Annotated in this window: 20 protein-coding genes; 7 read left to right on the forward strand and 13 right to left on the reverse strand. The window is 74.2% G+C overall.

Features of this window, described 5'->3' with window-relative positions; translation table 11 throughout:
* Positions 1–19 precede the first annotated feature (19 nt).
* On the reverse strand, positions 20–580 hold the full coding sequence (locus ABZ873_RS03330) for a MepB family protein (protein WP_360864384.1): 561 nt from the start codon (positions 578–580) through the stop codon (positions 20–22).
* Positions 581–1,071: 491 nt separating this feature from the next.
* Between ABZ873_RS03330 and ABZ873_RS03335 the strand changes: the two genes are divergently transcribed.
* Positions 1,072–3,306, forward strand: a complete 2,235-nt coding sequence (locus tag ABZ873_RS03335) for an acetate--CoA ligase family protein (RefSeq protein WP_360864386.1) — start codon at positions 1,072–1,074, stop codon at positions 3,304–3,306.
* A 431-nt stretch (positions 3,307–3,737) separates the two neighbouring features.
* Entirely contained in the window at positions 3,738–4,577 is an 840-nt protein-coding gene (locus ABZ873_RS03340; RefSeq protein WP_360864388.1) for an enoyl-CoA hydratase-related protein, read from the forward strand.
* Between the two features lie 47 nt (positions 4,578–4,624).
* On the opposite strand, the gene ABZ873_RS03345 is transcribed toward ABZ873_RS03340, so the two are convergent.
* Positions 4,625–5,404 carry a VOC family protein gene (locus ABZ873_RS03345; protein WP_360864389.1) on the reverse strand — a complete coding sequence of 260 codons (780 nt, stop codon included), beginning with the start codon at positions 5,402–5,404 and terminating at the stop codon, positions 4,625–4,627.
* Between the two features lie 358 nt (positions 5,405–5,762).
* On the opposite strand from ABZ873_RS03345, the gene ABZ873_RS03350 reads away from it, so the two are divergent.
* The gene (locus ABZ873_RS03350) at positions 5,763–6,380 is read left to right on the forward strand and encodes a flavin reductase family protein (protein WP_360864527.1); all 618 of its coding nucleotides are present in this window, start codon (positions 5,763–5,765) and stop codon (positions 6,378–6,380) included.
* A 156-nt stretch (positions 6,381–6,536) separates the two neighbouring features.
* Here the strand turns inward: ABZ873_RS03350 and ABZ873_RS03355 are convergent, their stop codons facing one another.
* From ABZ873_RS03355 to ABZ873_RS03365, 3 genes are read right to left on the reverse strand one after another with little or no spacing between them, the layout of a single operon-like run.
* Positions 6,537–7,604 carry a Zn-dependent alcohol dehydrogenase gene (locus tag ABZ873_RS03355; RefSeq protein ID WP_360864391.1) on the reverse strand — a complete coding sequence of 356 codons (1,068 nt, stop codon included), beginning with the start codon at positions 7,602–7,604 and terminating at the stop codon, positions 6,537–6,539.
* Positions 7,601–8,800: an acyl-CoA dehydrogenase family protein gene (locus ABZ873_RS03360; protein WP_360864393.1), complete on the reverse strand. Its 1,200-nt coding sequence runs from the start codon at positions 8,798–8,800 to the stop codon at positions 7,601–7,603. Before ABZ873_RS03360 ends, ABZ873_RS03355 begins: the two co-directional genes overlap by 4 nt.
* 19 nt (positions 8,801–8,819) lie before the next feature.
* On the reverse strand, positions 8,820–9,740 hold the full coding sequence (locus ABZ873_RS03365; RefSeq protein ID WP_360864395.1) for an SDR family oxidoreductase: 921 nt from the start codon (positions 9,738–9,740) through the stop codon (positions 8,820–8,822).
* Between the two features lie 149 nt (positions 9,741–9,889).
* On the opposite strand from ABZ873_RS03365, the gene ABZ873_RS03370 reads away from it, so the two are divergent.
* On the forward strand, positions 9,890–10,816 hold the full coding sequence (locus tag ABZ873_RS03370) for a cyclase family protein (protein ID WP_360864397.1): 927 nt from the start codon (positions 9,890–9,892) through the stop codon (positions 10,814–10,816).
* Positions 10,817–10,869: 53 nt separating this feature from the next.
* Here the strand turns inward: ABZ873_RS03370 and ABZ873_RS03375 are convergent, their stop codons facing one another.
* Complete coding sequence (locus tag ABZ873_RS03375; protein WP_360864399.1) at positions 10,870–11,577, reverse strand: hypothetical protein; 708 nt, start codon at positions 11,575–11,577, stop codon at positions 10,870–10,872.
* 240 nt (positions 11,578–11,817) lie between these two features.
* On the opposite strand from ABZ873_RS03375, the gene ABZ873_RS03380 reads away from it, so the two are divergent.
* Positions 11,818–12,540: a hypothetical protein gene (locus ABZ873_RS03380; RefSeq protein ID WP_360864401.1), complete on the forward strand. Its 723-nt coding sequence runs from the start codon at positions 11,818–11,820 to the stop codon at positions 12,538–12,540.
* A gap of 149 nt (positions 12,541–12,689) precedes the next feature.
* Here ABZ873_RS03380 and ABZ873_RS03385 read toward each other — a convergent pair whose 3' ends face one another.
* The 4 genes from ABZ873_RS03385 to ABZ873_RS03400 form a co-directional block, all read right to left on the reverse strand.
* Positions 12,690–13,181, reverse strand: a complete 492-nt coding sequence (locus ABZ873_RS03385) for an ATP-binding protein (RefSeq protein WP_360864403.1) — start codon at positions 13,179–13,181, stop codon at positions 12,690–12,692.
* A 472-nt stretch (positions 13,182–13,653) separates the two neighbouring features.
* Positions 13,654–14,553, reverse strand: a complete 900-nt coding sequence (locus tag ABZ873_RS03390) for an acyl-CoA dehydrogenase family protein (protein WP_360864405.1) — start codon at positions 14,551–14,553, stop codon at positions 13,654–13,656.
* 5 nt (positions 14,554–14,558) lie between these two features.
* Positions 14,559–15,716, reverse strand: a complete 1,158-nt coding sequence (locus tag ABZ873_RS03395) for an acyl-CoA dehydrogenase (protein WP_360864407.1) — start codon at positions 15,714–15,716, stop codon at positions 14,559–14,561.
* Positions 15,716–16,954: an amidohydrolase family protein gene (locus ABZ873_RS03400; protein WP_360864409.1), complete on the reverse strand. Its 1,239-nt coding sequence runs from the start codon at positions 16,952–16,954 to the stop codon at positions 15,716–15,718. Before ABZ873_RS03400 ends, ABZ873_RS03395 begins: the two co-directional genes overlap by 1 nt.
* Positions 16,955–17,089: 135 nt before the next feature.
* Here ABZ873_RS03400 and ABZ873_RS03405 point away from each other — a divergent pair, with 135 nt between their 5' ends.
* The gene (locus ABZ873_RS03405; RefSeq protein WP_360864411.1) at positions 17,090–18,655 is read left to right on the forward strand and encodes an AMP-binding protein; all 1,566 of its coding nucleotides are present in this window, start codon (positions 17,090–17,092) and stop codon (positions 18,653–18,655) included.
* Between the two features lie 57 nt (positions 18,656–18,712).
* Here the strand turns inward: ABZ873_RS03405 and ABZ873_RS03410 are convergent, their stop codons facing one another.
* Positions 18,713–19,954 (reverse strand): zf-HC2 domain-containing protein, encoded by a 1,242-nt coding sequence (locus ABZ873_RS03410; protein WP_360864413.1) that lies wholly within the window; start codon positions 19,952–19,954, stop codon positions 18,713–18,715.
* Positions 19,951–20,529, reverse strand: coding sequence for a sigma-70 family RNA polymerase sigma factor (locus ABZ873_RS03415; RefSeq protein WP_360864416.1), 579 nt, complete (start codon positions 20,527–20,529; stop codon positions 19,951–19,953). Before ABZ873_RS03415 ends, ABZ873_RS03410 begins: the two co-directional genes overlap by 4 nt.
* Before the next feature lie 301 nt (positions 20,530–20,830).
* Here ABZ873_RS03415 and ABZ873_RS03420 point away from each other — a divergent pair, with 301 nt between their 5' ends.
* On the forward strand, positions 20,831–21,349 hold the full coding sequence (locus ABZ873_RS03420; protein WP_360864417.1) for an EF-hand domain-containing protein: 519 nt from the start codon (positions 20,831–20,833) through the stop codon (positions 21,347–21,349).
* A 220-nt stretch (positions 21,350–21,569) separates the two neighbouring features.
* Here ABZ873_RS03420 and purU read toward each other — a convergent pair whose 3' ends face one another.
* Positions 21,570–22,487, reverse strand: a complete 918-nt coding sequence (purU, locus tag ABZ873_RS03425) for a formyltetrahydrofolate deformylase (RefSeq protein ID WP_360864419.1) — start codon at positions 22,485–22,487, stop codon at positions 21,570–21,572.
* Between the last annotated feature and the right edge of the window lie 2 nt (positions 22,488–22,489).

Raw genomic sequence — 22,489 nt, forward strand, 5'->3', positions numbered from 1 at the left:
GCGGGCGATGCCGGGGCCCTCACGGGCGGCGGTACAACCGCACGGCCCGCTCCAGGTCCACGCCCGCCCCCTCCCCGCCCACTTCGAGGAAGCACTCCACCTGCCAAGCCTGCGCGGCGGCGGCGGTGCGGTTGGTGGTGGCCACCCAGGGCGGATACACCCGGAACCCCCGCTTCCCACCCCGCCCACCCTCAGCCACGACCCCGTGCCGCCGGAGCACGTCCGGAGGGAACACGAACTGCCCGAAGTGCTCCCCGTCCCGACTGCCGATGACAAACAAGTCAACGGAATCAGAGACGTCAAAGGGCTGAATGGGCCCACCCGCCTCCCGCTTCCACACGGTCACGAACTGCCCGACCTTGGTGGGCGTGGTCCGGGCAGCCCGATACCGCACGGCAAGCCCGTCGAGCCGGAACGTATGCGCGGCGTACTCAGCGCTCTCGGCCTCAGCCACAGGCTCCGAACACACGAACCCACAGGGGTCATACACAAGCTCCTTGACCACCCGCAGATCCCCGTACACGGCGCCACCCCACTCCCCGGCCCCGCACTCACCCGCCCGAACCCGCTCAGAACCCATCCCCCCACCCTCCCACGCCCCTACGACAACGGACCCGGGGCGCGGCGCATCGCCGCCCGGCCGCCAGCCCAGCCCCGCCCTCAGGGCGCCTGGTCGCCGTAGCGCGTCGCCGCAGCGGTGTGCGGCCGTGGCCGGGCCCGCCCAGCGGGCGCAGCGCGCGGGCAGCGCCCCCGGCACGCCCGCCGCAGGCGAACCGCGCCGCCCCGCCCGCAGGGCGCCCGGCCGTCGTAGCGCGCCGGCCCGGCGGGGGTGGCCGGGGGCCGGCGGCGCGGATAGGTGCGGGCCGCCCCGGGCTGCCGCCCGCCCCCGCGCGCCCGCGGCCGGTTCGTGCTCTGGACCCGCCCGCGCGGGATCTGGCACCGTTCACCTCATCGCCCCATCAGCGGGCCCCGCCCCGCCCCGCCTTTCCTCGCGCAGCACTGTTCCTGACGGCGCGTCAGTTGCGTAATCTGACTACACGTCAGTTTCAACGAGCAGGAGCGGGCGGAACGATGCTTGGATCTACTCACGGCACCCTCACCACCGACTTCCGCGCACGTGTCGATGCCTGCGGGAAGACCCCCAGGATGGCCGTCCACTCGTCCGCGGCCCCCTCCGCCGACGACGCGGTCCCCCTCGACGTCAGCGGGCGGCCGCTGCACGCCGACGTCCCCGACCTCGACCGTTTCTTCCGGCCCGAGTCCGTCGCCGTCATCGGCGCCTCCGACGCCGACGGCCGCCCCAACACCGGCATCACCCGCCAGCTCATCGCCTGGGCCGAGCGCGTCGGCGCCCGCATCCACCCCGTGCACCCCACCCGCCCCACCGTCTTCGGCCGGGCCTGCCACGCCTCCGTCGCCGACCTGCCCGAACAGGTCGACCTCGCCGTCCTCCTCGTCTCCGACCCCCTGCCCGTCGTCGAGGAGCTGGCCGAGGCCAAGGTCCGCTTCGCCGTCGCCTTCGCCTCCGGCTTCGCCGAGACCGGCGGCGAGGGCGCCGCCGCCCAGGAGCGCCTCGGCGAAGCCGTCCGCCGCTCCGGGCTGCGCCTGCTCGGCCCCAACACCAACCTCAACGCCTTCGAGCGCTTCCGCGACGACCTCGACGGCCCGGCCATCGCCCTGATCACCCAGTCAGGCCACCAGGGCCGCCCCGTCCACACCCTCCAGGAGCTCGGCATCCGCCTCTCCCACTGGGCCCCCACCGGCAACGAGGCCGACCTGGAGACCGCCGACTTCATCTCCTACTTCGCCGAGCGCCCCGAGGTCGGCGCCATCGCCTGCTACGTCGAGGGCCTGAAAGACGGCCGCTCCTTCCTCCTCGCCGCCGACCGGGCCGCCCGCAACCGCGTCCCCGTCGTCGCCGTCAAGGTCGGCCGCACCGAGACCGGCGCCCGTACCGCCGCCTCCCACACCGGGAAGCTCACCGGCGCGGACACCGTCGTGGACGCCGCCATGCGCCAGTTCGGCGTGATCCGCGTCGACGGGCTCGACGAGCTCCAGGACACCGCCGCCCTCCTCGCCCGCGCCCGCCCCCCGCAGGCCGACGGCGTGGTCGTGTACTCCATCTCCGGCGGCACCGGCGCCCACTTCTCCGACCTGGCCACCGAGGCGGGCCTGCACCTGCCCACCCTCCCGCAGGCCAAGCAGGACGAACTGCACCAGTGGATACCGGACTACCTCAGCGTCGCCAACCCCGTCGACAACGGCGGCCACCCCGTCGGCGACTGGCGCGGCCGGAAGATCATCGACGCGATCCTCGCCGACCCCTCCGTGGGCGTCCTCATCTGCCCGATCACCGGCCCCTTCCCGCCCATGAGCGACCGGCTCGCGCAGGACCTGGTCGACGCCGCCGAGCAGACCGACAAGCTGGTCTGCGTCATCTGGGGCTCCCCCGTCGGCACCGAGGACGCCTACCGCACCACCCTCCTCGGCTCCTCCCGCGTCGCCACCTTCCGCACCTTCGGCAACTGCATCACCGCCGTACGCGCCTACCTCGGCCACCACCGCTTCACCACCGGCTACCGCTCCCCCTTCGACGACGCACCCCGCACGCCCTCACCCTCGTACCGCAAGGCGCAGGCCCTGATGCGGCCCGGCCAGCAGCTCAGCGAGCACGCGGCGAAGCAGCTGCTGCGCGCCTACGGGATACGGGTCCCCCGCGAGCAGCTGGTGACCAGCGCGGCGGCGGCGGTGCGCGCGGCGGGGCTGGTGGGCTACCCGGTGGTGATGAAGGCGTCGGGGCCGCAGCTCGGGCACAAGACGGAGCTGGGGCTGGTCAAGATCGGCCTGACCTCGGCGAGCCAGATCCGCGACGCGTACCGGGAGCTGACGGACATCGCGCGCTACGAGGGCGTGCCGCTGGACGGGATCCTGGTCTGCCAGATGGTCGAGCGGGGGGTGGAGATGGTCGTGGGGGTCACCCATGACGAACTGTTCGGGCCGACGGTGACGGTGGGGCTGGGCGGGGTCCTCGTGGAGGTCCTGCACGACGCGGCGGTCCGCGTGCCGCCCTTCGGGGAGGACCAGGCGCGGGCGATGCTCGGGGAGCTGCGGGGGCGGGCACTGCTGGAGGGGGTGCGGGGGGCGCCGGCGGCGGATGTGGACGCGCTGGTGGAGGTGGTGCTGAGGGTGCAGAGGATGGCGCTGGAGCTGGGGGGTGAGCTGGCCGAGCTCGACATCAACCCCCTGATGGTGCTCCCGCGCGGCCAGGGCGCGGTGGCCCTGGACGCCCTGGCCATCTGCCACTGAGGCTCGCCGGCGCGGGGGTGGGCGGGCGCTGCCCGAAGCCGGTCCCGTCGGCGCGGCGGGATGACCGGGCTCCGCCCGGACCCGGTCCTCAAACGCCGGACGGGCTGGATTTGCCGACCGCCCGGCTTTTGAGGTCCGCACACCGATCCGGGCCGAAATCCAGCCTCGCCTGGGGGTACCGCCCAGCGGTAGCTGGGGGAGTTTGAGGCGCGGGGTCCGGGGCGGAGCCCCGGGAAACGGAGAAAGGGCGGGGCGGGGACGGCTCCGCGCAGCGACACCCCCGCACCCCCACCGGCCCGCGTCCGACCAACCCCGAACCCCGGAACCGCCCCGCGTTCAAGCCGCCCCGCGCACCGCCATCACCCGCACCCAAGCCACCCGCACCCCCCACCACCCACGCCCGCTCCACCCACCCCGAAGGGACCCACCCCATGACCGCCGCCCCCGAGGACGAAGTCCTCCACCGCACCGAGAACTCCGTCACCTACATCACCCTCAACCGCCCCGCCAGCATGAACGCCCTCACCCCCACCCAACGCGACCGCATCATCGCCCTCCTCCACACCGCCTCCGCCACCCCCACCACCCGCGCGGTCGTCCTCACCGCCACCGGCACAAGCTTCTGCGCCGGCGCCGACCTCCGCGGAACCCCCGCAACCACCACACCCCCAGCGCCAACTCCCGCCCCAGCCCCCGCCCCCACACCCGCCCCCGGCGACATCACCCGCATGATCCGCCACGGCGCCCAACGCCTCCTCACCGCAGTCCTCGACTGCGAAAAACCCGTCCTCGCCGCCGTCAACGGCACGGCCGCCGGCATCGGCGCCCATCTCGCCCTCGCCTGCGACCTCGTCATCGCCGCCGAAAGCGCCCGCTTCATCGAGGTGTTCGTGCGCCGCGGACTCGTCCCCGACGGCGCCGGCGCGTACCTGCTGCCCCGTCTCATCGGCCCGCAGAAGGCCAAGGAGCTGATGTTCTTCGGCGACGCCGTCCCCGCCGCCGAAGCGGCCCGCCTCGGCCTGGTCAACCGCGTCGTCCCCGACGCCGAGCTCCAGGACACCGCCCGCGCCTGGGCCGAACGCCTCGCCCAGGGCCCCACCCGGGCCCTGACCCTGACCAAGCAGCTGGTCAACGCCTCCCTGGACGGCGACCGCGCGGCCTCCCTCGCCGCCGAGGCCACCGCCCAGGAGCTCAACATGAGCACGGCCGACGCCCACGAGGGCCTGGCGAGCTTCGCCGAGCGCCGCCCGCCGAAGTACCTCGGCCGCTGATCCCCCAGGCCCCCCGGCCCCTCACGCCCCCCGCTACCCACGCCGCACTACATCCCCGGCTGCGGCCTCAGCAGCGCGAACACCGCCCCCGCCGGATCGACCACCCACGCCATCCGCCCCACCTCCGGGATGTCCTCGGCCGGCATCATCACGCTGCCGCCCCGATCCTCCACGGCCCGCACCGTCGCGTCCACCTCCGCGCAGTGGAAGTACGGGACCCAGCGCGGCCCCCCGGCCCCCTCGGCCAGCGGGGCGGCGCCGCCGAAGGAGGTGTCCTGCTGGTCGCCCTCGCCGAGGCTGAGCACCCGGTACGTCATCCCGGGCGCCTCCATCTCGGAGTGCCGCCAGCCGAACAGCCCCGCGTAGAAGCCGATCGCCGCGACCGGATCCGGTACCTGGAGCTCCACCCACAGCAGCGCCCCGGGGGCCGAGGTGAGCCCGAGCCCGAGGGTCTTGCCGGGCTGCCACAGCGCGAACTCGGCCCCCTGCGGGTCGGTGGCCTGCGCGAGCCAGCCCTCGCCCATGACGTCCATGGGCTCCATCCGGATCCGCCCGCCGCCCGCGGTGACGGCTTCGGCGGTGGCCATGATGTCGGAGGTGCAGAAGTGGGTCATCCAGGCGGCCGAGGCACCCTCCTCGGTGAGCGGCCCGATGGCGGCGACGGTCTTGCCGTCGACCTGGAAGAAGCCGTACCCGCCCGCCTCGGGCCCGGCGGAGACGAAGGTCCAGCCGAAGACGGCGCCGTAGAAGTCCGCGGAGGCGGCGGTGTCGGGGCTGCCGAGGTCGAGCCAGTTGGGCGATCCGGTACGGAAATCAGTGCCGAGCATGGTCCCTCCGGGGTCCGGACGAGCGTACGGTTCCCCGCCACCATGCCGACCCGGCCCCGACCCCCGCCCCCACAGACCCACCCACCCACCGGGTTTCACCCGTGCGGGGGCACCCCGCCGGCCCCACGCTCCCGGCCGGGGCGAGACCGGCCCCGAGCCAGGCCCGGACCGGCCCGACGTCCCCCAGCCGGGAGCCGGACCCGGACCGGCCGGAGGCCAAACCCAGCCGGGCCGAGCCGGACCCGGACCGGGCCCGGCCAGGCCGGGAGCCGGGCCCGGCCCGGCGTGCGGCTCACCGCACCCCGGCCGCCCGCCGGGCTTCCCATCTGACGAACCGTCAGGTTCAATCGGTTCTGTGATGGGACACGCAGGGATGGCGGCCACCGTCGTCCGATATCTCAGGTCAGCCGGCTCCCCCACCGCCGCCCCGGCCGTCGACGCGTTGCCGCGGCCCGAGTTGCGGGCCGTCGGGGAGGACGAGCGGGCGCCCGTCGGACCCGCCGAGTTCCGGGCCGTGCTCGGGAACTTCGCCAGCGGGGTCACCGTGATCACCGCACCGCCCGGCCCCGGCGAGGAGGCCCCGGCCGGCTTCGCCTGCCAGTCCTTCGCCTCGCTCTCCCTCGACCCGCCCCTGGTCACCTTCATGGTGGCCCGTACGTCGACCACCTGGCCCCGCATCGCCCGCGCCGGGGTGTTCTGCGTGAACATCCTCGGGGCCGAGCAGGGCGCGCTGTGCCGGTCCTTCGCCGTCAGCGGCGCCGACAAGTTCGCCGGGGTGGCCCACGCCCCCGCCCCCGTCACGGGATCCCCGCGCCTGGACTCCGTACCGGCATGGATCGACTGCCGGATCCACGCCGTCCACACGGGCGGGGACCACCTCATCGTCGTCGGCCGGGTGGTGGCCATGGGCGCGGCGGGAGAGGGCTCGCCCCTGCTCTTCCACAAGGGCCGCTTCGGCCGCCTGACCACCGACTGACGCCGGCTCAGCCCGCGGCCCCCTGCCGACCAGCGCCGCCCGCGGGCTCAGCCCGAGCCCGCCGGCCCCGCCTCCGGGCCCCCTCCCCCGGCCTCAGCCCGCGGATCCCACCCTCGGGCCCGCCCCCGGGCCCCCGCCCCCGGGCCCGCCCCCCCCTCAGAACGTCAGCACCCCCCGCGCCACCCGCCCGCCGTGCGCGTCCGCCGCCGCCTTCGCGAAGTCCTCCACCGGGTAGACCTCCGTCACCAGCTCGTCCAGCAGCAGCCGGCCCTGCCGGTAGAGGTCCGCGTACAGGGCGATGTCGCGCTGCGGGCGCGAGGACCCGTACCGGCAGCCCATGATCGTCTTGTCCAGGTAGAGGGACGAGACCTGGAACGACGCCTCCTCCCGGAACCCCGGCACGCCCAGCAGCACCGCCTGCCCGTGCCGGTCGAGGAGGTCCACCGCCTGCCGGATCAGCCCCACGTGCCCCACGCACTCGAAGGCGTGGTCCGCCCCCGTCGGCAGGATCTCCCGCACCGCCGCCGAGGAGTCCGCCCCCGCCGAGGCGTCGACGAAGTGCGTGGCCCCGAAGCGCCGGGCCACCGCCTCCTTCGCCGGGTTCGCGTCCACCGCCACGATCGTCGTGGCCCCGGCGATCCGGGCGCCCTGGAGCACGTTCAGCCCGATCCCGCCGGTCCCGATCACCACCACCGTCTCGCCGCGGTCGACCCGCGCCCGGTTCAGTACCGCCCCCACCCCCGTGAGCACCCCGCAGCCGATCAGCGCCGCCGAGGTGAGCGGGATGTCCGCCGGGATCTTCACCGCCTGGACCGCCTTGACCACCGTGCGCTCCGCGAAGGCCGAGTTCGAGGCGAACTGGAACAGCGGCTTCCCGCCCCGCGAGAAGGGCTGCCCCGGCGCCCCGATCGCCTTGCGGCACATCGTCGGCCGGCCCCGGTCGCAGTCCGCGCACGCCCCGCAGTTGGCGAGCGTCGACAGCGAGACGTGATCGCCCGGCACCACGTGCGCCACCCCCGGACCGACCGCCTCCACCACCCCCGCCCCCTCGTGCCCGAGCACCACCGGCCGCGGGAACGGGATCGTCCCGTCCAGCACCGACAGATCGCTGTGGCACAGCCCGGCCGCACCGACCGCGACCAGCACCTCCCCCGGCCCCGGATCGCGGACCTCCAGGTCGTCGACCACCTGGGCCTGCTCGCCGTCGAACACGACACCTCTCACCTGGGCTCCTTAGGCAGGCCGAGCACCCGCTCGGCGATGATGGTGCGCTGGATCTCGTCCGAACCGCCGTAGATCGTGTCCGCGCGGGTGAACAGGAAGAGCCGCTGCTCCTCGTCGAGCCCGTTCTCGTACGGGAGTTCCGGCGCCCAGGACCCGGCGCCCGCGGCCGCCGCAGCGCCCCGGACCTCCACGGCCAGCTCCCCGAGCCGCCGGTGCCAGCCGCCCCACAGCAGCTTCGCCACGCTCGGCGCGCCCGGGTCCCCGCCCGCCGCCAGCGTCCGCAGCGCGTTCCACCGCATGGTGCGCAGCTCGGCCCACTGCCGTACGAGGCGGTCGCGGAGCACGGCGTCGGCCGCGCCCGAAGCCGCGTACAGCCGCAGGACCCGCTCCAGTTCGGCGGCGAAGCCGATCTGCTGGACGAGGGTGGAGACGCCCCGCTCCCGCGCGAGCAGTCCCATGGCCACCGGCCAGCCGTTCCCCTCGCCGCCGACGACCTCCGCCGCGACCGCCCCGTCGAAGAACACCTCGTTGAACTCGGAGGTCCCCGACAGCTGCCGGATCGGCCGCACCTCCACCCGGCCCGGCTGGTCCATCCGTACGAGGAGGAAGGACAGCCCCCGGTGCCGCCGCGAGCCCGGCTCGGTGCGGGCCAGGACGAAGCACCAGTCGGCCTCGCGGGCCAGGGAGGTCCAGATCTTCTGCCCGGTGACGCGCAGCAGCCCGTCGGCCCGGTCCCGTACGGCCGCGGTACGGACCCCCGCGAGGTCGGAACCGGCGTCCGGCTCGCTGTACCCCTGGCACCACAGTTCCTCGCCGCGCGCGATGCCCGGCAGGAAGCGGCCGCGCTGCTCCGGGCTGCCGTGGGCGAGCAGGGTGGGCGCGAGCAGGTTCTCCCCGATGTGGCCGACCCGGCCGGGCGCGCGCAGCGCCGCGTACTCCTCCGCCCACACCACCTGCCCGGTGAGGGACAGCCGCCGCTGCCCGTAGGCCCCGTCGGGGGCGTCCCAGCCCTGCCCGATCCAGCCGCCGCGGCCCAGCTCGCGCTCCCAGGCGCGGCGGACCCCGGCCCCCTCGTGCTCGCTGCCCGGGCCGCCGAGGCCGCGGGCGTGCGCGTACGGGCCCACCAGGTGCGCGGCCAGCCAGGCGCGGGCGCGGCCGCGCAGCTCCTCGTCCTCGGCCCCGAAGGCGAAATCCACGCCGGTCCCCCTTCGTCCGTCAGGCGTTGGGGCGGTCCTTGGCGGCCGCCGCCCTGGCCATGGCCTCCAGCTGGGCCAGCATCGGCATGGGGTCGGTGCCGACGGTCCCGGGCAGGAGGCCGGCGATCCGCTCCGGGGTCCAGGGGCCTTCGGCGTACGCGGCGCGCAGCTCGCGCGGCTGCGCCCATACGGCGATCTTCGGTCCGGCGATCGTGTACACCTGCCCGGTGATGGGCTCGCCGCCGGCGGCGCGGGCGCGGTCGGAGAGCAGGTAGGTGACGAGCGCGGCGACGTCCTCGGGCTCGCCGATCTCCTTGAGCTCCATGGGGACGTTCGCGGACATCCGGGTGCGGGCGACGGGCGCGACGGCGTTGGCGGTGACCCCGTACTTGGCCAGGCCCAGGGCGGCGGAGCGGACGAGGGAGATGATCCCGCCCTTGGCGGCGCTGTAGTTGGCCTGGGCGACGGAGCCCTGGTGGTTGCCGCTGGTGAAGCCGATGAGGGTGCCGGAGCCCTGGCGGCGCATGACGGCGGAGGCGGCGCGGAAGAGGGTGAAGGTGCCCTTGAGGTGGGTGGCGACCACCGGGTCCCACTCCTCCTCGGTCATGTTGAAGAGCATGCGCTCGCGCAGGATCCCGGCGACGCAGACAACCCCGTCGACGCGCCCGTAGTGGGTGAGGGCGGCGTCGACCACGCGCTGGCCGCCCGCCATGGTGGAGATGTCGTCGGCGACGGCGACGGCCTCGCCCCCGGCCGCCTGGATCTCCTTCACGACGCCGTCGGCTATCTCGCTGGTGGGCTCGCCGCCCTCGATGCCGACGCCGTAGTCGTTGACGACGACCCGGGCGCCCTCGGTGGCGGCGGCGAGTGCCACGGCCCGTCCGATGCCCCGGCCGGCGCCGGTGACGGCGACGACCTTGCCTGCCAAGAAGTTCCCCACGCCGGCCCCTTCCCGCGTTTTCTGACGGACCGTTAGATTTTAGGGGCAGCCGGACGCCGGAGCACAAGCCCCCGCACACACCCGGGCCCCTCTCCCCCCTGTCCCGTCTCCGCCCCTCTCCGCATCCACGCAAGGAGCCGTCGAAGCCGATGACCCTGCCCGCCGAGTTCCACGACATCGCCGCACGCGTCAACAACTGGGGCCGCTGGGGCGCCGCCGACGAGACCGGCACCCTGAACCTGATCACCGACGAGGTGGTCCGCGCGGCGGCGGCGGAGATCCGCACCGGCCACCGCGTCCCCCTGGCCCTCCCCCTCAAGGAGGACGGGGTCCAGGCCGGCCTGATCCCCGGCCGGACCAACCCCCTGCACACGATGGTGCAGATCAACCAGGAGCTCTTCGGCCCGGGGACGGTGGCGTGCAGCGACGACACCGTCAGCATGGGCCTCCAGTCGGGCACCCACTGGGACGCCCTCACCCACGTCTCGCACTCGGGCCGGATCTACAACGGCCGCCCCGCCGCCACGATCACCGCGCACGGCCGCGCCGAGTTCAGCGGCATCGACAAGGCCGGGCCCGTCGTCTCGCGCGGGGTCCTCCTCGACGTGGCCCGCGCGAAGGGCTTGGACCGGCTCCCGGGCGGGCACGCGGTGACCCCGGAGGACCTGGCGGAGGCGGAGGAGCACGGCCGGGTCACGGTCGGCGCCGGGGACATCGTCCTGGTCCGCACCGGCCAGATCCAGGTCTACCTGGCGGGCGACAAGCACGGCTACGGCTTCCCCTCCCCCGGGCTGTCCGTCCGTACGCCCGAGTGGTTCCACGCGCGGGACGTGGCGGCGGTGGCCAACGACACCCTGACCTTCGAGATCTTCCCGCCGGAGATCGAGAACCTGTGGCTGCCGGTCCACGCGCTCCACCTGGTCGAGATGGGCATGCACCAGGGCCAGAACTGGAACCTGGAACCCCTCTCCACAGCCTGCGCGGACACCCGCCGCTACACCTTCCTCCTCTCAGCCATGCCGGAACCCTTCGTAGGCGCGGTAGGCACCCCGGTCTCCCCGGTGGCAATCCTCTGAGGGGCGGGGGTGTGCGCCCCGGGCAGCCGCCCGGGGCGCACACCCGGCCCCCGTCAGCCCTTTGCGCAGATCACGTCGTACGGGCGGCCCACCGCCAGGGTGAGTTTCATCGGCTCCGTGGTGCCCGGCGGGCATTCGGACTCCGTCTTCGTCAGGCCCAGGACCTTGTACGTGCCCTTGGCCGCCGAGGCGCAGGGGATTTCCTGGGCCTTCGCGTCGATGCAGTCGCCCTGGACGAGCTGGCCGCCGCCCGCGCCCGCGTCGCCGGGGTGGTCGGCGGAGAGGTTGCGGCCGCAGACCGTGTTGGTCGGGATGCCGCTCTTCTTGCCGGAGCCGTACGAGATGCTCACCTGGATCATCAGGTCCGTGCCCGCCGGGCACTGGATCGCGCCCGGGAACATGCTGGCGTCCTTGATGTCGATCGCCTTGAAGGTGGCGCCGGAGGCCGAGCACTTCTGCGGGCGGTAGCCGTCCGGCGGGTTGTCCGGGTCCGGGCCGCCGCAGTCGCCGACCTTCCAGGAGCTGGAGGTGCCGGAGGAGGACTCCGGGTTGCCCGGGTCCTTCGGCGGCTTGGCGGCGGAGGGGGAGGAGCCGGCCGAGGCCGATGTGCCCTTGCCGTCGGTGTCCTGGTTGTCCTTGCTGAGGATGCGGTAGCCGCCGATGATGCCGATGGCGACCAGGACGACGACCAGGATGATGGGGAACTTGCCGCCGGAGCGCTGCGGGGGTGGCGGAGGTGTCACCTGGTACGGGTTGGCCATGGCGGATCTCCTGAGGGTGAGGGTGGGGAGGGGTGGCGGCGGCCACAGGGACGCGGCATGAACACCTCATGGTTCCACCCGGGACTGACAGCCCCCGCCTCCGCCGGTCCCGCCCCGCCCCGCCTCCGCCGTCCCGCCCACGCCGCCGACACGCCCAACCGCCGCCAACCCTGCCCGCGTTGAGCGGAAGCGGCGCTACCGTGCCAGGTGACCGGCTTCGCGCGCGGAGGGGGAAGGTTCATGGGCGTTCGGTTCACCGGGGACTTCGAGACCGACGCGGCCTGGGGCCGCGCGCGGCGGCAGCTCCAGGCCGTCGACCGGGCCGCCGAGCCCTCCGACGCGCGCTGGCACCTCTGGCAGGGCATCGACTGGGACCGCCTCGAACCCCTCCCGCAGGACGAGCTGGTCCGCCCCCTGCTGGCCAAGCTCGCCGACATCCCCCGCACCGACGTCGTCGTCACCGGCACCCGCTTCGGCCGGCCCGGCGGCGCCACCGGGCTGCTGGGCACGGCCGGGCCCGGCGCGCGGCCCGAGGACATGTCCCGCTGGACCGGGGACGAGATCCGCGCCTGGGCGGCCCGGCACCCCGGCCGGCGGTTCACCCTCACCGTGACCGTCACCCTCCCCGTCGGGCGGGGGCCGGTGCGGCCCGGCTCCGTCGTGGAGATCCTGGTCCACGAGCTGGCCGCGCACGCCGAGCCCTACGCGGACTTCCTGCGCGCGGAGGACTCCGTACCGGGCCTGGGCGTCCTGACCAGCGCCGCCGAGCAGCACCGGCGCCTGCACACCGGCACGCCCCGCTACCAGCTGCTGGGCGCCTGCTACCTGGAGCGCTTCCCCGGGCAGGACGACGGGCCCGCCTTCTGCGAGCGGGCCCTGGGGGACACCGCCGCCGAGCCGAGCCTGCCGTCGAACGTCGTCCGCCTGGTCCCGCAGCGCCACCGGCGGCCCCGCGAAGCCTGAGGGGGGCGGCGGCGCGCATGCACGCCCCGAGCACGACACGGCGGCCGCCACCCCGCGACCCGCACTCGTCAAGGCCAGCCTTGGCGTCCCCTCGCGTCGAATCGCTCCCCACCAGGGTGATCACCTGGTGACGAACCGTCAACACCTCGTTAGAGGTACAAGCGCGGTTCCCGCCTCGGAGGGTGAACTTCGGGAGAGCAGCCCAGCGGCTCCCGCGACGGGCCGCCGCCGGTCGCCGCGTCCGAGGCCGCCTTCTGCGCGCGGTCGATCTCGCACCAGATGCGTTTGCCCGCGCCCTCGCGCTGCCAGCCCCAGCGGTCCGCGAGCCCGTCGACCAGCTCCAGACCCCGGCCGCCCGTGTCCTCGCCGCACGCCTGCCGGCGGGCCGGCGCCCGGTCGCTCGCGTCGGCGACCTCCACCCGCACCCCGGGTCCGCCGAACAGCATCCGCAGCACGGCCGGACAGCCCGTGTGCACGACGGCGTTCGTGACGAGCTCGGAGATGAGCAGGATCAGCGTCTCCGCCAGCGGCTCGTCGTCCCCTATGCCCGACCCCGCCAGCCTCGACCGTGCCCACCGCCGGGCCCGGCCGACCTCGGCGGGATCCGCGCCCACTTCCAGCTGAACCTGAAGCACCTGCACCGCTCACACCATCCGAACCGGCGGACACTTCGCCTCGCGACCGACGGGATCACCTGGGGGTACCTCCGGGCCGTGACCCAGGGGTTGTGATCCCCTTCCGGAGCAGCATGGTTGACGTACAGTCACCACAACAAGCGCTTCGGGCATATTCCCGCGCGAAGGAGTAGGCGTGGTGCATACTGTGCGACGCTCGCGCCGCTCAACCGCTCGCATTCGTCGGAGCGTACCGGAGTAGGCCCCCGACTCCGGGCCGTAACGAGGTACCCGTAGGACACAAACCGATATCAACTCTCTGTAATCGGACATGCGTCCCGCGCTGTTCTTCCCGTGCCCCGCGCCCGGCTCCCCCGCGCGCGCCGACCCCCGTACGGTGCTCCGCGCGCCCGCCCCGGCCCCCCGGCCCGGTCACAGCGAGCGACGAGAAACCCGGCCCCGGCCGCCAACCCGCACGCGCCTCACCCCCGCCCCCGCCTCACCCCAGCAGCTCCCGCGCCAGCAGCTCCTCCGCCTCCCCCGCCGTCCGCCACTGCTCTGCCCGCACCCACGCCCGTTTCAGGTGCAGGTGCACATCCGCCTCCCAGGTGAAGCCCATCCCGCCGTGCACCTGGAGGCAGTCCCGCGCGTTGCGCACCGCCGCCTCGTCCGCCAGCAGCTTCGCCGCCGCCCCTTCGCCGCCGTCGCCCGTCACCGCCGCCGCGCGGACCGCCGTACGGGCCAGCTCCGCCCGGACCAGCATCCCCGCGCACAGGTGCTTGACCGCCTGGAAGGCCCCGACCGGCCGGCCGAACTGCTCGCGCCGCCCCGCGTACTCCACCGCCAGCTCCACCGTCCGCAGCGCGCTCCCCGCCTGCAGCGCCGCCGTCAGCAGCGCCCCCTCCTCCCGGTACGCCGAGGCGTCGCCGCGCTCCGCCACCCGGTGCAGCGGGGTCAGCGGGTCCACCGAGCGCACCGGCTCCCCCGCCGGGACCGCCGCCGCGCCCGGCACGGCGCCCAGTACCGCGTCCGCCGCGTCCAGGTGGGCCACCAGCGGCCCGCCGAGGTCGAAGGCCGTCACCACCGCCGTACCGTCCGCCGCCCCCGGTACGGCCCCGGCCGCCAGATGCGTGGCCACCAGCGGCCCCGGCACCAGGGCCCGCCCGGCCTCCTCGAAGACCAGCACGGCCTCCGGCAGCCCCAGGCCCACCCCGCCCTCGGACTCCGGGAGCCGCAGCGCGAAGAAGCCCGCCGCGCCCAGCTCCCGCCACAGGGCGCGGTCCACCCCGGCCCCGGAGTCCACGGAGGCGCGCAGCGCCTCCCGTCCGTACCGGCCCGCCAGCAGCTCCCGTACGCCCGCCCGCAGCGCCCGCTGGTCCTCCGTCGGCTGGAAGTCCATCCCGCTCACCGGTCCTTCGGGAGGCCGAGGATCCGCTCGGCAACGATGTTCCGCTGGATCTGCGAGGTGCCCGCCGCGATGGTGTACGAGAGGGACGAGAGCCGGTCCAGGGTCCATTGCTCGTCCAGCGACAGGCAAGCGGCTCCCAGGACCTCCGCCGCCGTGTCGTAGAGCTCCTGGCGGGCGTGCGAGTAGGCCAGCTTGAAGACGGAACCGCCGACGCCCGGGACCCCGCCCGCCGAGCGCCCGGCCTCGCTGACGTTCCACTGCGTGAGCCGCCACAGCGCCCCGAACTCCCCGTGCAGACGGCCCAGCCTGCGCCGCAGCACCGGATCGTCCCAGCGGCCGTTCGCGCGGGCCGCGCGGGCCAGCTCGCCCAGGGTGCGGCGGCAGGCGACCACCTCCCCGACGAAGGCGGTGCCCCGCTCGAAGGACAGGGTGACCATGGTGACCCGCCAGCCGTCGTTCTCCGCGCCCACCCGGTTCGCGACCGGGACGCGGACCTCGTCGAGGAACACCTCCGCGAACTCCGTGGAACCGGCGAGCGTGCGCAGCGGCCGTACCGTCACCCCGGGCGCGTCCATCGGCAGGGCCAGCCAGCTGATGCCCCGGTGGCGGGGCGCCTCGGGATCGGTGCGCACCAGCAGCTCGCACCAGTCGGCGACCTCCGCGTGCGAGGTCCAGATCTTCGACCCGGTGACCACGTACTCCTCGCCCTCGCGCACCGCCCGCGTACGCAGCGAGGCCAGGTCGGAGCCGGCGCCGGGCTCGCTGAACCCCTGGCACCACACCTCCTCGCCGCGCAGCACCGGCGGCAGCCAGCGCGCCCGCTGGCCGGGCGTGCCCTCGGCGGCGATGGTCGGTCCGGCGTGCAGCAGCCCGACGAAGTTCGCACCGACGTACGGGGCCCCCGCGCGCTCCGTCTCCTCCAGGAAGATCAGGTGCTGGGCCGGGGTGGCCCCCCGGCCGCCCGCGTCCACCGGCCAGTGCAGGCCCGCGTACCCCGCCTCGTACAGGCGGCGCTGCCAGCCGAGGTCGTAGGCGCGGCGGCCCGGCCAGTCGTCCGGGGAGGGGCGGGCGGGCAGCTCGGGGAGGGCCTTGGCGAGCCAGCGGCGCAGGCCCGCGCGGAACTCCTCCTCCTCGTCGGTGTACGTGAGATCCATCAGCGGGCCGGGTTCCGGGCCGGGCCGGGGTCCGCGCTCCGGTCCGCGTCCAGGTCCAGCCCGAGCATGCGGATGGCGTTGCCGCGCATCAGCTTGTAGACGGTCTCGTCGTCCAGCCCTTGCACGTGGTCGAGGGCGACCTCCTTGGTGTGCGGGAAGGTCGAGTCGACGTGCGGGTAGTCGGTCTCGAAGGTGGCGTTGTCCCGTCCGACGACGTCGAGCGAGGCGATGCCGTGCTTGTCGCGGAAGAAGCAGCAGTAGATCTGCCGGTAGTAGTACGTGGACGGCGGCTCCGGGATCAGCCCGCGGACGCCGCCCCAGGCCCGGTGCTCCTGCCAGACGTCGTCGGCGCGCTCCAGGGCGTAGGGGATCCAGCCCATCTGGCCCTCGCTGTAGGCGAGTTTCAGCGTCGGGAACTTCACCAGCACCCCGCTGAACAGGAAGTCCATCATCGAGGCCATGGCGTTGTTGAAGCTCAGCGACGCCTGCACGGCGGGCGGCGCGTCCGGGGAGGCGGCGGGCATCTGGGAGCTGGACCCGATGTGCATGTTGACCACCGTGCCGGTCTCCTGGCAGACGGCGAAGAAGGGGTCCCAGTAGCCGGAGTGGATGGAGGGGAGCCCGAGGTGCGTGGGGATCTCGGAGAAGGTCACGGCGCGCACTCCGCGGGCCGCGTTGCGCCGGATCTCGGCCACCGCGAGGCCGATGTCCCAGAGCGGGATGATGCACAGCGGGATCAGCCGGCCGCCGCTGTCGCCGCACCACTCCTCGACCATCCAGTCGTTGTAGGCGCGGACGCAGGCGAGGGCCACCTCCTTGTCGTGCGCCTCGGCGAAGGTCTGCCCGCAGAAGCGCGGGAAGGTGGGGAAGCAGAGGGACGCCTCGACGTGGTTGAGGTCCATGTCCGCCAGGCGCGCCTTGGGGTCCCAGCAGCCCTGGCGCATCTCGGCGCGGGTGATGCCCTCCAGGGTCATGTCGTCGCGGTCGAAGCCGACGGCGGCGATATTGCGCTTGTACGGGAATTTCAGGTCCTCGTAGATCCACCAGTCGGCCGGCGGTCCGTCCGGGTCCATGGTGATCACGTACTTGCCGCCGGTGTACTGGAGCTCGCCGATTCCGGCGGTGAGCGGCCGGGGCCCGCGGTCGCGGTACCTGGCGGGCAGCCAGACGTCGAACAGGTGCGCGGGCTCGATCACGTGGTCGTCGACGCTGATGATCCGAGGCAGTTCCTGGTCCATGGCGGCTCCCCAATCTGATGGATCGTCAGAAACAAGCTAGCGGCGCCACCCCTGGACCGACAAGCGGCGGAGCCCTACGCTCTCGGCTTGACCTGACTGGTCGTCAGATGCTGAGCGGATGCGAGGGGGCCCGGGATGACGGACGGCGGGGAAACGCGTGCGGTGGCCGAGGACCTGAGCCGGTCGCGCACCCTCTGGGAGCTGGTCTCCCGCCGGGCCGCGCTCACCCCCGGCGTCACCGTCCTCATCGAGGCGGCCGACGATCCCGCCGACGACCGCCGCCTCACCTTCGGCGCCCTCCGCGACCGCGCCGAACGCGTGGCCGCCGGCCTGTACGCCCGCGGCGTACGCCCCGGCACCGTCGTCGCCTGGCAGCTCCCCACCCGCATCGAGAGCGTGCTGCTCTCCACCGCCCTCGCCCGCCTCGGCGCCGTGCAGTCCCCCGTCATCCCCTTCTACCGGGACCGGGAGGTCGGCTTCGCCCTGCGCGAGTCCGGCGCCGAGTTCTTCGCGGTCCCGGGCGTCTGGCGGGGGTACGACCACCGCGCGCTGGCCCACCGGGTCGGCGCCCGCGGTGTCTTCGACGCGTACGAGGACCTGCCCGAGGGCGATCCGGCCGTACTGCCGCCGCCCCCGGGCGCGGGGACCGACGTACGGTGGATCTACTGGACCTCCGGCACCACCTCCGACCCCAAGGGCGTGCTGCACACCGACCGCTCCCTCATCGCGGGCGGCTCCTGCCTCGCGCACGCGCTGCGGCCGGGGCCCGCCGACGTCGGCTCGGTCGCCTTCCCGTACGCGCACATAGGCGGCCCGGACTACCTGGTGATGCTGCTCCTGTACGGCTTCCCCGCGGTGCTCTTCGAGCGGTTCGCGATGCCGGACGCGCTCGACGGCTACCGCCGCCACGGGGTCACCGTCGCCGGCGGCTCCACCGCCTTCTACTCGATGTTCCTCACCGAGCAGCGCAAGACCCCCGGCGTCCCCCTGATCCCCACCCTCCGCCTCCTCGCGGGCGGCGGAGCCCCGAAGCCGCCGGAGATCTACCACGCGGTGGTCCGCGAGATGGGCTGCCAGCTGACGCACGGCTACGGCATGACCGAGGTCCCGATGATCACCATGGGCGCCCCGGACGACACCCCCGGCCACCTCGCCACCACCGAAGGCCGCCCGCCGGAGGGCATGTCCCTGCGCATCACCGCCCCGGACGGCACCCCGCTCCCGCCGGACACGGACGGCGAGGTCCGGCTGCGCGGGGAGGCGGTCTGCCAGGGCTACCTGAACCAGGACCCGGCGGCGCGGCTCTTCGACGCCGACGGCTACCTGCGGACGGGCGACCTCGGCCACCTCACCCCGGACGGCTACCTGGTCCTGACGGGCCGCAGCAAGGACGTCATCATCCGCAAGGGCGAGAACATCTCGGCGAAGGAGATCGAAGACCTCCTGCACCGCCTCCCGTCGGTGGCGGACGTGGCCGTCATCGGCCTCCCGGACCCCACCCGGGGCGAACGCGTCTGCGCGGTGGTCGAACAGCCCCCGGGCACCGCCCCCCTCACCCTCCCCGCCCTCACCACCTACCTCCGCGCGGAGGGCCTGTCCCCCCACAAACTCCCCGAGCAGCTGGAGCTCCTGGACTCCCTCCCCCGCAACGAGTCCCTGCGCAAGGTACTGAAATACAAGCTGCGGGAGCGGTTCGCGTGAGGGGTCTCCAGGGGGCTCCGGGGGCTCCAGGGGCTCCCGAGAGCGGGAGCCCGCCCCCTACAGCCGGCTGAGCGAAGCCGCCGCGAACAGGACGTCGCGGATGGCTTCGCGGTCGCCGTGCTGGCCCACCGCGGCTTCCTCCGGGGAGATGTGGCCCGCCGCGAGCTGGCAGAACTCGATGCCGTCCAGGGCGATCTCCGCCACCGTGCGCTCCGGGGACGGCTTCGCCGCCGGGGAGTCCAGGGCGATGTCCCAGCCTCCGCCGCCCGCGCCCTCGATCTCCAGGTGCAGGGTGCGGCCCGGGGCTCCCGCCGCGACCAGGCCGCGCGGTGGTGCGGCCAGGCCCGCGCGGCGGCGCTGGGCCAGGGCGCCCGGCAGGAGGCGGGCCGCCAGGTCGATCATGCCGTGCAGGTGCGGGCCGGACGGGGGCTCGTACGGGTAGTCCACCGCGTCCGCGATGTCCCACGCGTGCACCCAGCACTCGAAGGCACGCTCCAGGAAGGCGTCACCGAGCGGCAGGGTGAAGGCGCCGTAGTCCACGGCCAGCTCGGCGACGCCGCGGCCCGCGAAGGACACCGTACGGACCAGCGTGTGGCCCTGCTGCCGCCACGGCTCGCGCACCTGACGGGTCGGCGGGTGCGGCAGCGCCCGCCAGAAGTGCTCCGTACGCGCCGTCGGACCGCCCGGCGGGGCGGCCGGGCCGAGCGGGTCGTCGAGGCCGAGGGCGGAGGCGACCAGCCCGTCCACCGTCATCAGGTGCCCGATCACCCCGGCGACCGTGGTCCGCTGGGTGCGCCGCCGCTCCTCCTCGAACCACTTGAGCCGCACCGGGGTGTGCCATTCCGCGTCCCCGAAGTCCTGGAGCAGCGCGTCGAGCCGCGCGGTCTCGGTGTCGTACGGACTCGCCCACCCCGGCACCGGGATCCGCGCCGGCCGCTTGCCCAGGCAGTCCTCCAGGACCCGCGAGCGCAGCAGCGGCTTGAGGTCCAGGGTCTCCTCCGGGTGCAGCAGCCCCACGGCGTCCCGCAGCCGCAGCGCCTCCTCCGCGCACGGCGCGCACTCGGTGAGGTGGTCCTCCACCGCCCGGGTCTCCTCCGTCGAGCAGGCGGCCAGCGCCCACGCCCCGAGCAGGGATTTCAGCACCGCGTGCGAGGGAGGCGGCGGGGGCGACGCGGCCGGGAGTCCGCGCGGGGCGTGCGCGGGGTCCAGGTCGTCGGCGGCGCCGCGGGGGCCCGGTATCCGGGCCTGCCCGCCGGGACGCTCGTATCCGTCGTCGGGCGACTGGGCAGGGCCGTTCATCGAGGTGATCCGTATTCGCGCGGGCCGTAACCGGACTGGGCGGTGTCCTCCTGCGGGAGGGCATTGGCGGTCGACAGCAGCTGGAGGCCGAGCCGCAGCCGGCGGCGCGCCTCGTCCTCGCTGATCTGGAGGTCGGCGGCGGCCTGCCGGTAGTCCCGCCGCTTGAAGTACGCCAGTTCGAGCGCGGCGCGCAGCGGTGCGGGCATGGAGGTGACGATGTAGTCCGCGCGGGCGGCGGCGTTGGCGGTGCGCACCTTCTGCTCCAGCTCCTCGCGGGAGCCGCGCCCCAGCTCGGCCTGGCGCAGCCGGGCCACCGCCTGCCCCTGGGTGATCCGGGCGACCCAGGAGCGCAGGGAGCCCTGCTTGGGGTCGTAGGCGTCCGGGTTCTCCCAGATGTAGCCGAAGACCTCGCGGGTGACGCGGTCCGCGGCCGTCTCGTCGCCCAGCACCCGGTGCGCGAGGCTGTGCACCAGCGAGGCGAAACGGTCGTACAGCTCACCGAGCGCGGCGGCCTCGCCGCGGGCCAGGCGCTGCTGCATGCGGCGGTCCCAGCGCGGTGGTACGTCCTTCGGCATAAGTGCCCCCAGCCGTGTGTCGACCCAACGAATGTAGTGGGCACTTGGCGGTTCGCGCCTGTTTTGCGGGAAGCGGGCTCCGGATGTGCATCCTCCGTGATAGGGGCGTCGCACGGCGTGAACGGTGGTGCGGCGCGGGGCACATGAGCACAGGTGTACGCGCCCCGCCGCGCTCCCCGTGCGCGGGTTCGATGCGGCCGCCTCCTTGACCGCTTCGCTTAACGCGCAGGCCACATAGGGCTTACGCTCCTGCCTTGTCTTGAACTGATCCCCACGCACACGTGAAGGCGGAACGCCGCTTATGGACAGCGCAGAGTACGAGCGCAAGATCGCCGCCCGATTCGCCACGTTCGACCAGGACGGCTCCGGGTACATCGACCGGGAGGACTTCAGCGCCGCCGCGCGGGCGGTCCTGGCCGAATTCGGCACCACGGCGAGGTCGGACAAGGGCCAGGCCGTCTTCGGCGGGGCCGAGGCGTTCTGGCAGGGCATGGCCGGTATCGCGGACGTCGACGGCGACCAGCGGGTGTCGCGCGAGGAGTTCATCACGGGCGCCGCGAAGCGGCTGCGGGACAACCCGGACCGGTTCGCGGAGATCGCGCGGCCGTTCCTGCGGGCCGTGATCGCGGTGGCGGACCCGGACGGCGCGGGGGCGACGCCGGAGGCGGCGGCGCGGGTGCTGAGGGTGCTCGGGACGGCGCCGGAGCTCGCGGGCGAGGTGGCGCGGGCGCTGGACACGGACGGGGACGGGAGGATCTCGGAGGCCGAGATCCTGGCGGCGTTCGCGGGGTACTGCGGGGTGGAGGCGCCCGACGCGTAGCGCTTGCGGCGCGGCGCGGCGCGGAGGGGCCGGGCCGGGGGTCGCGCCCCCGGCTGCCCTGCCTCTGCCCTGCCCGGGGTGCACCCTGCCCCGCACCCGTGTCCGGGCCCTGCGGGCCGGCTTCCCGGGCCGCCGCCCCGGACCCCGCGCCTCGAACTCCCCCGGCAACCGCTGGGAGGTACCCCCGGGCGGGGCCGGATGCGCCCCCGCTGACCCTTCGCTACGCGAAGACCACCGTGCGGGAGCCGTTCAGCAGGACGCGGTGTTCGCTGTGCCACTTCACCGCGCGGGCCAGCGCCTGGCATTCCACGTCGCGGCCGACCGCCACCAGCTGGTCCGGGGTGACCTCGTGGCCCACGCGCTCGACCTCCTGCTCGATGATCGGGCCCTCGTCCAGGTCGGCCGTCACATAGTGCGCCGTCGCGCCGATCAGCTTCACGCCCCGCGCGTGCGCCTGGTGGTACGGCTTCGCGCCCTTGAAGCTCGGCAGGAACGAGTGGTGGATGTTGATGATCCGCCCGCTCAGCTCCTTGCACAGGGTGTCCGACAGCACCTGCATGTACCGCGCCAGCACCACCAGCTCGACGTTCTCGGCGCGCACCAGCTCCAGCAGCTGCGCCTCCGCCGCCGCCTTCGTGTCCTTCGTCACCGGGATGTGCACGAACGGCACCTCGTACGAGGCGACCAGCTCGGCGAAGTCGGTGTGGTTCGAGACCACCGCCGCGATCTCCACCGGCAGCGCCCCGATGCGCGAGCGGAACAGCAGGTCGTTGAGGCAGTGGCCGAACTTCGAGACCATCAGGACGATCCGCATCCGCTCCTCGGAGCGGTGGATCTGCCAGTCCATCCGGAACGACTCGCCGATCGCGGCGAAGCTCGCGCGCAGCTTCTCGACCGTCACCACCGGCTCGGCCTCGAAGTGGACCCGCATGAAGAAGAGGCCGGTCTCCCGGTCTCCGAACTGCTGGCTGTCCACGATGTTGCAGCCGGTCATGAACAGGTAGCTGGACACGGCGTGCACGATGCCCTGCTTGTCGGGACATGACACGGTCAGGACGTACTGGGGCAGCGGGGACTGCGCAGACTGCGGGGACTGCTGGGGCTGCTGGGCCGGGGCCTCGTTGTGCGGGTCGCTCATGA

Source organism: Streptomyces sp. NPDC047014 (genome assembly GCF_040644195.1).
Taxonomy (GTDB): Bacteria; Actinomycetota; Actinomycetes; order Streptomycetales; family Streptomycetaceae; genus Streptomyces.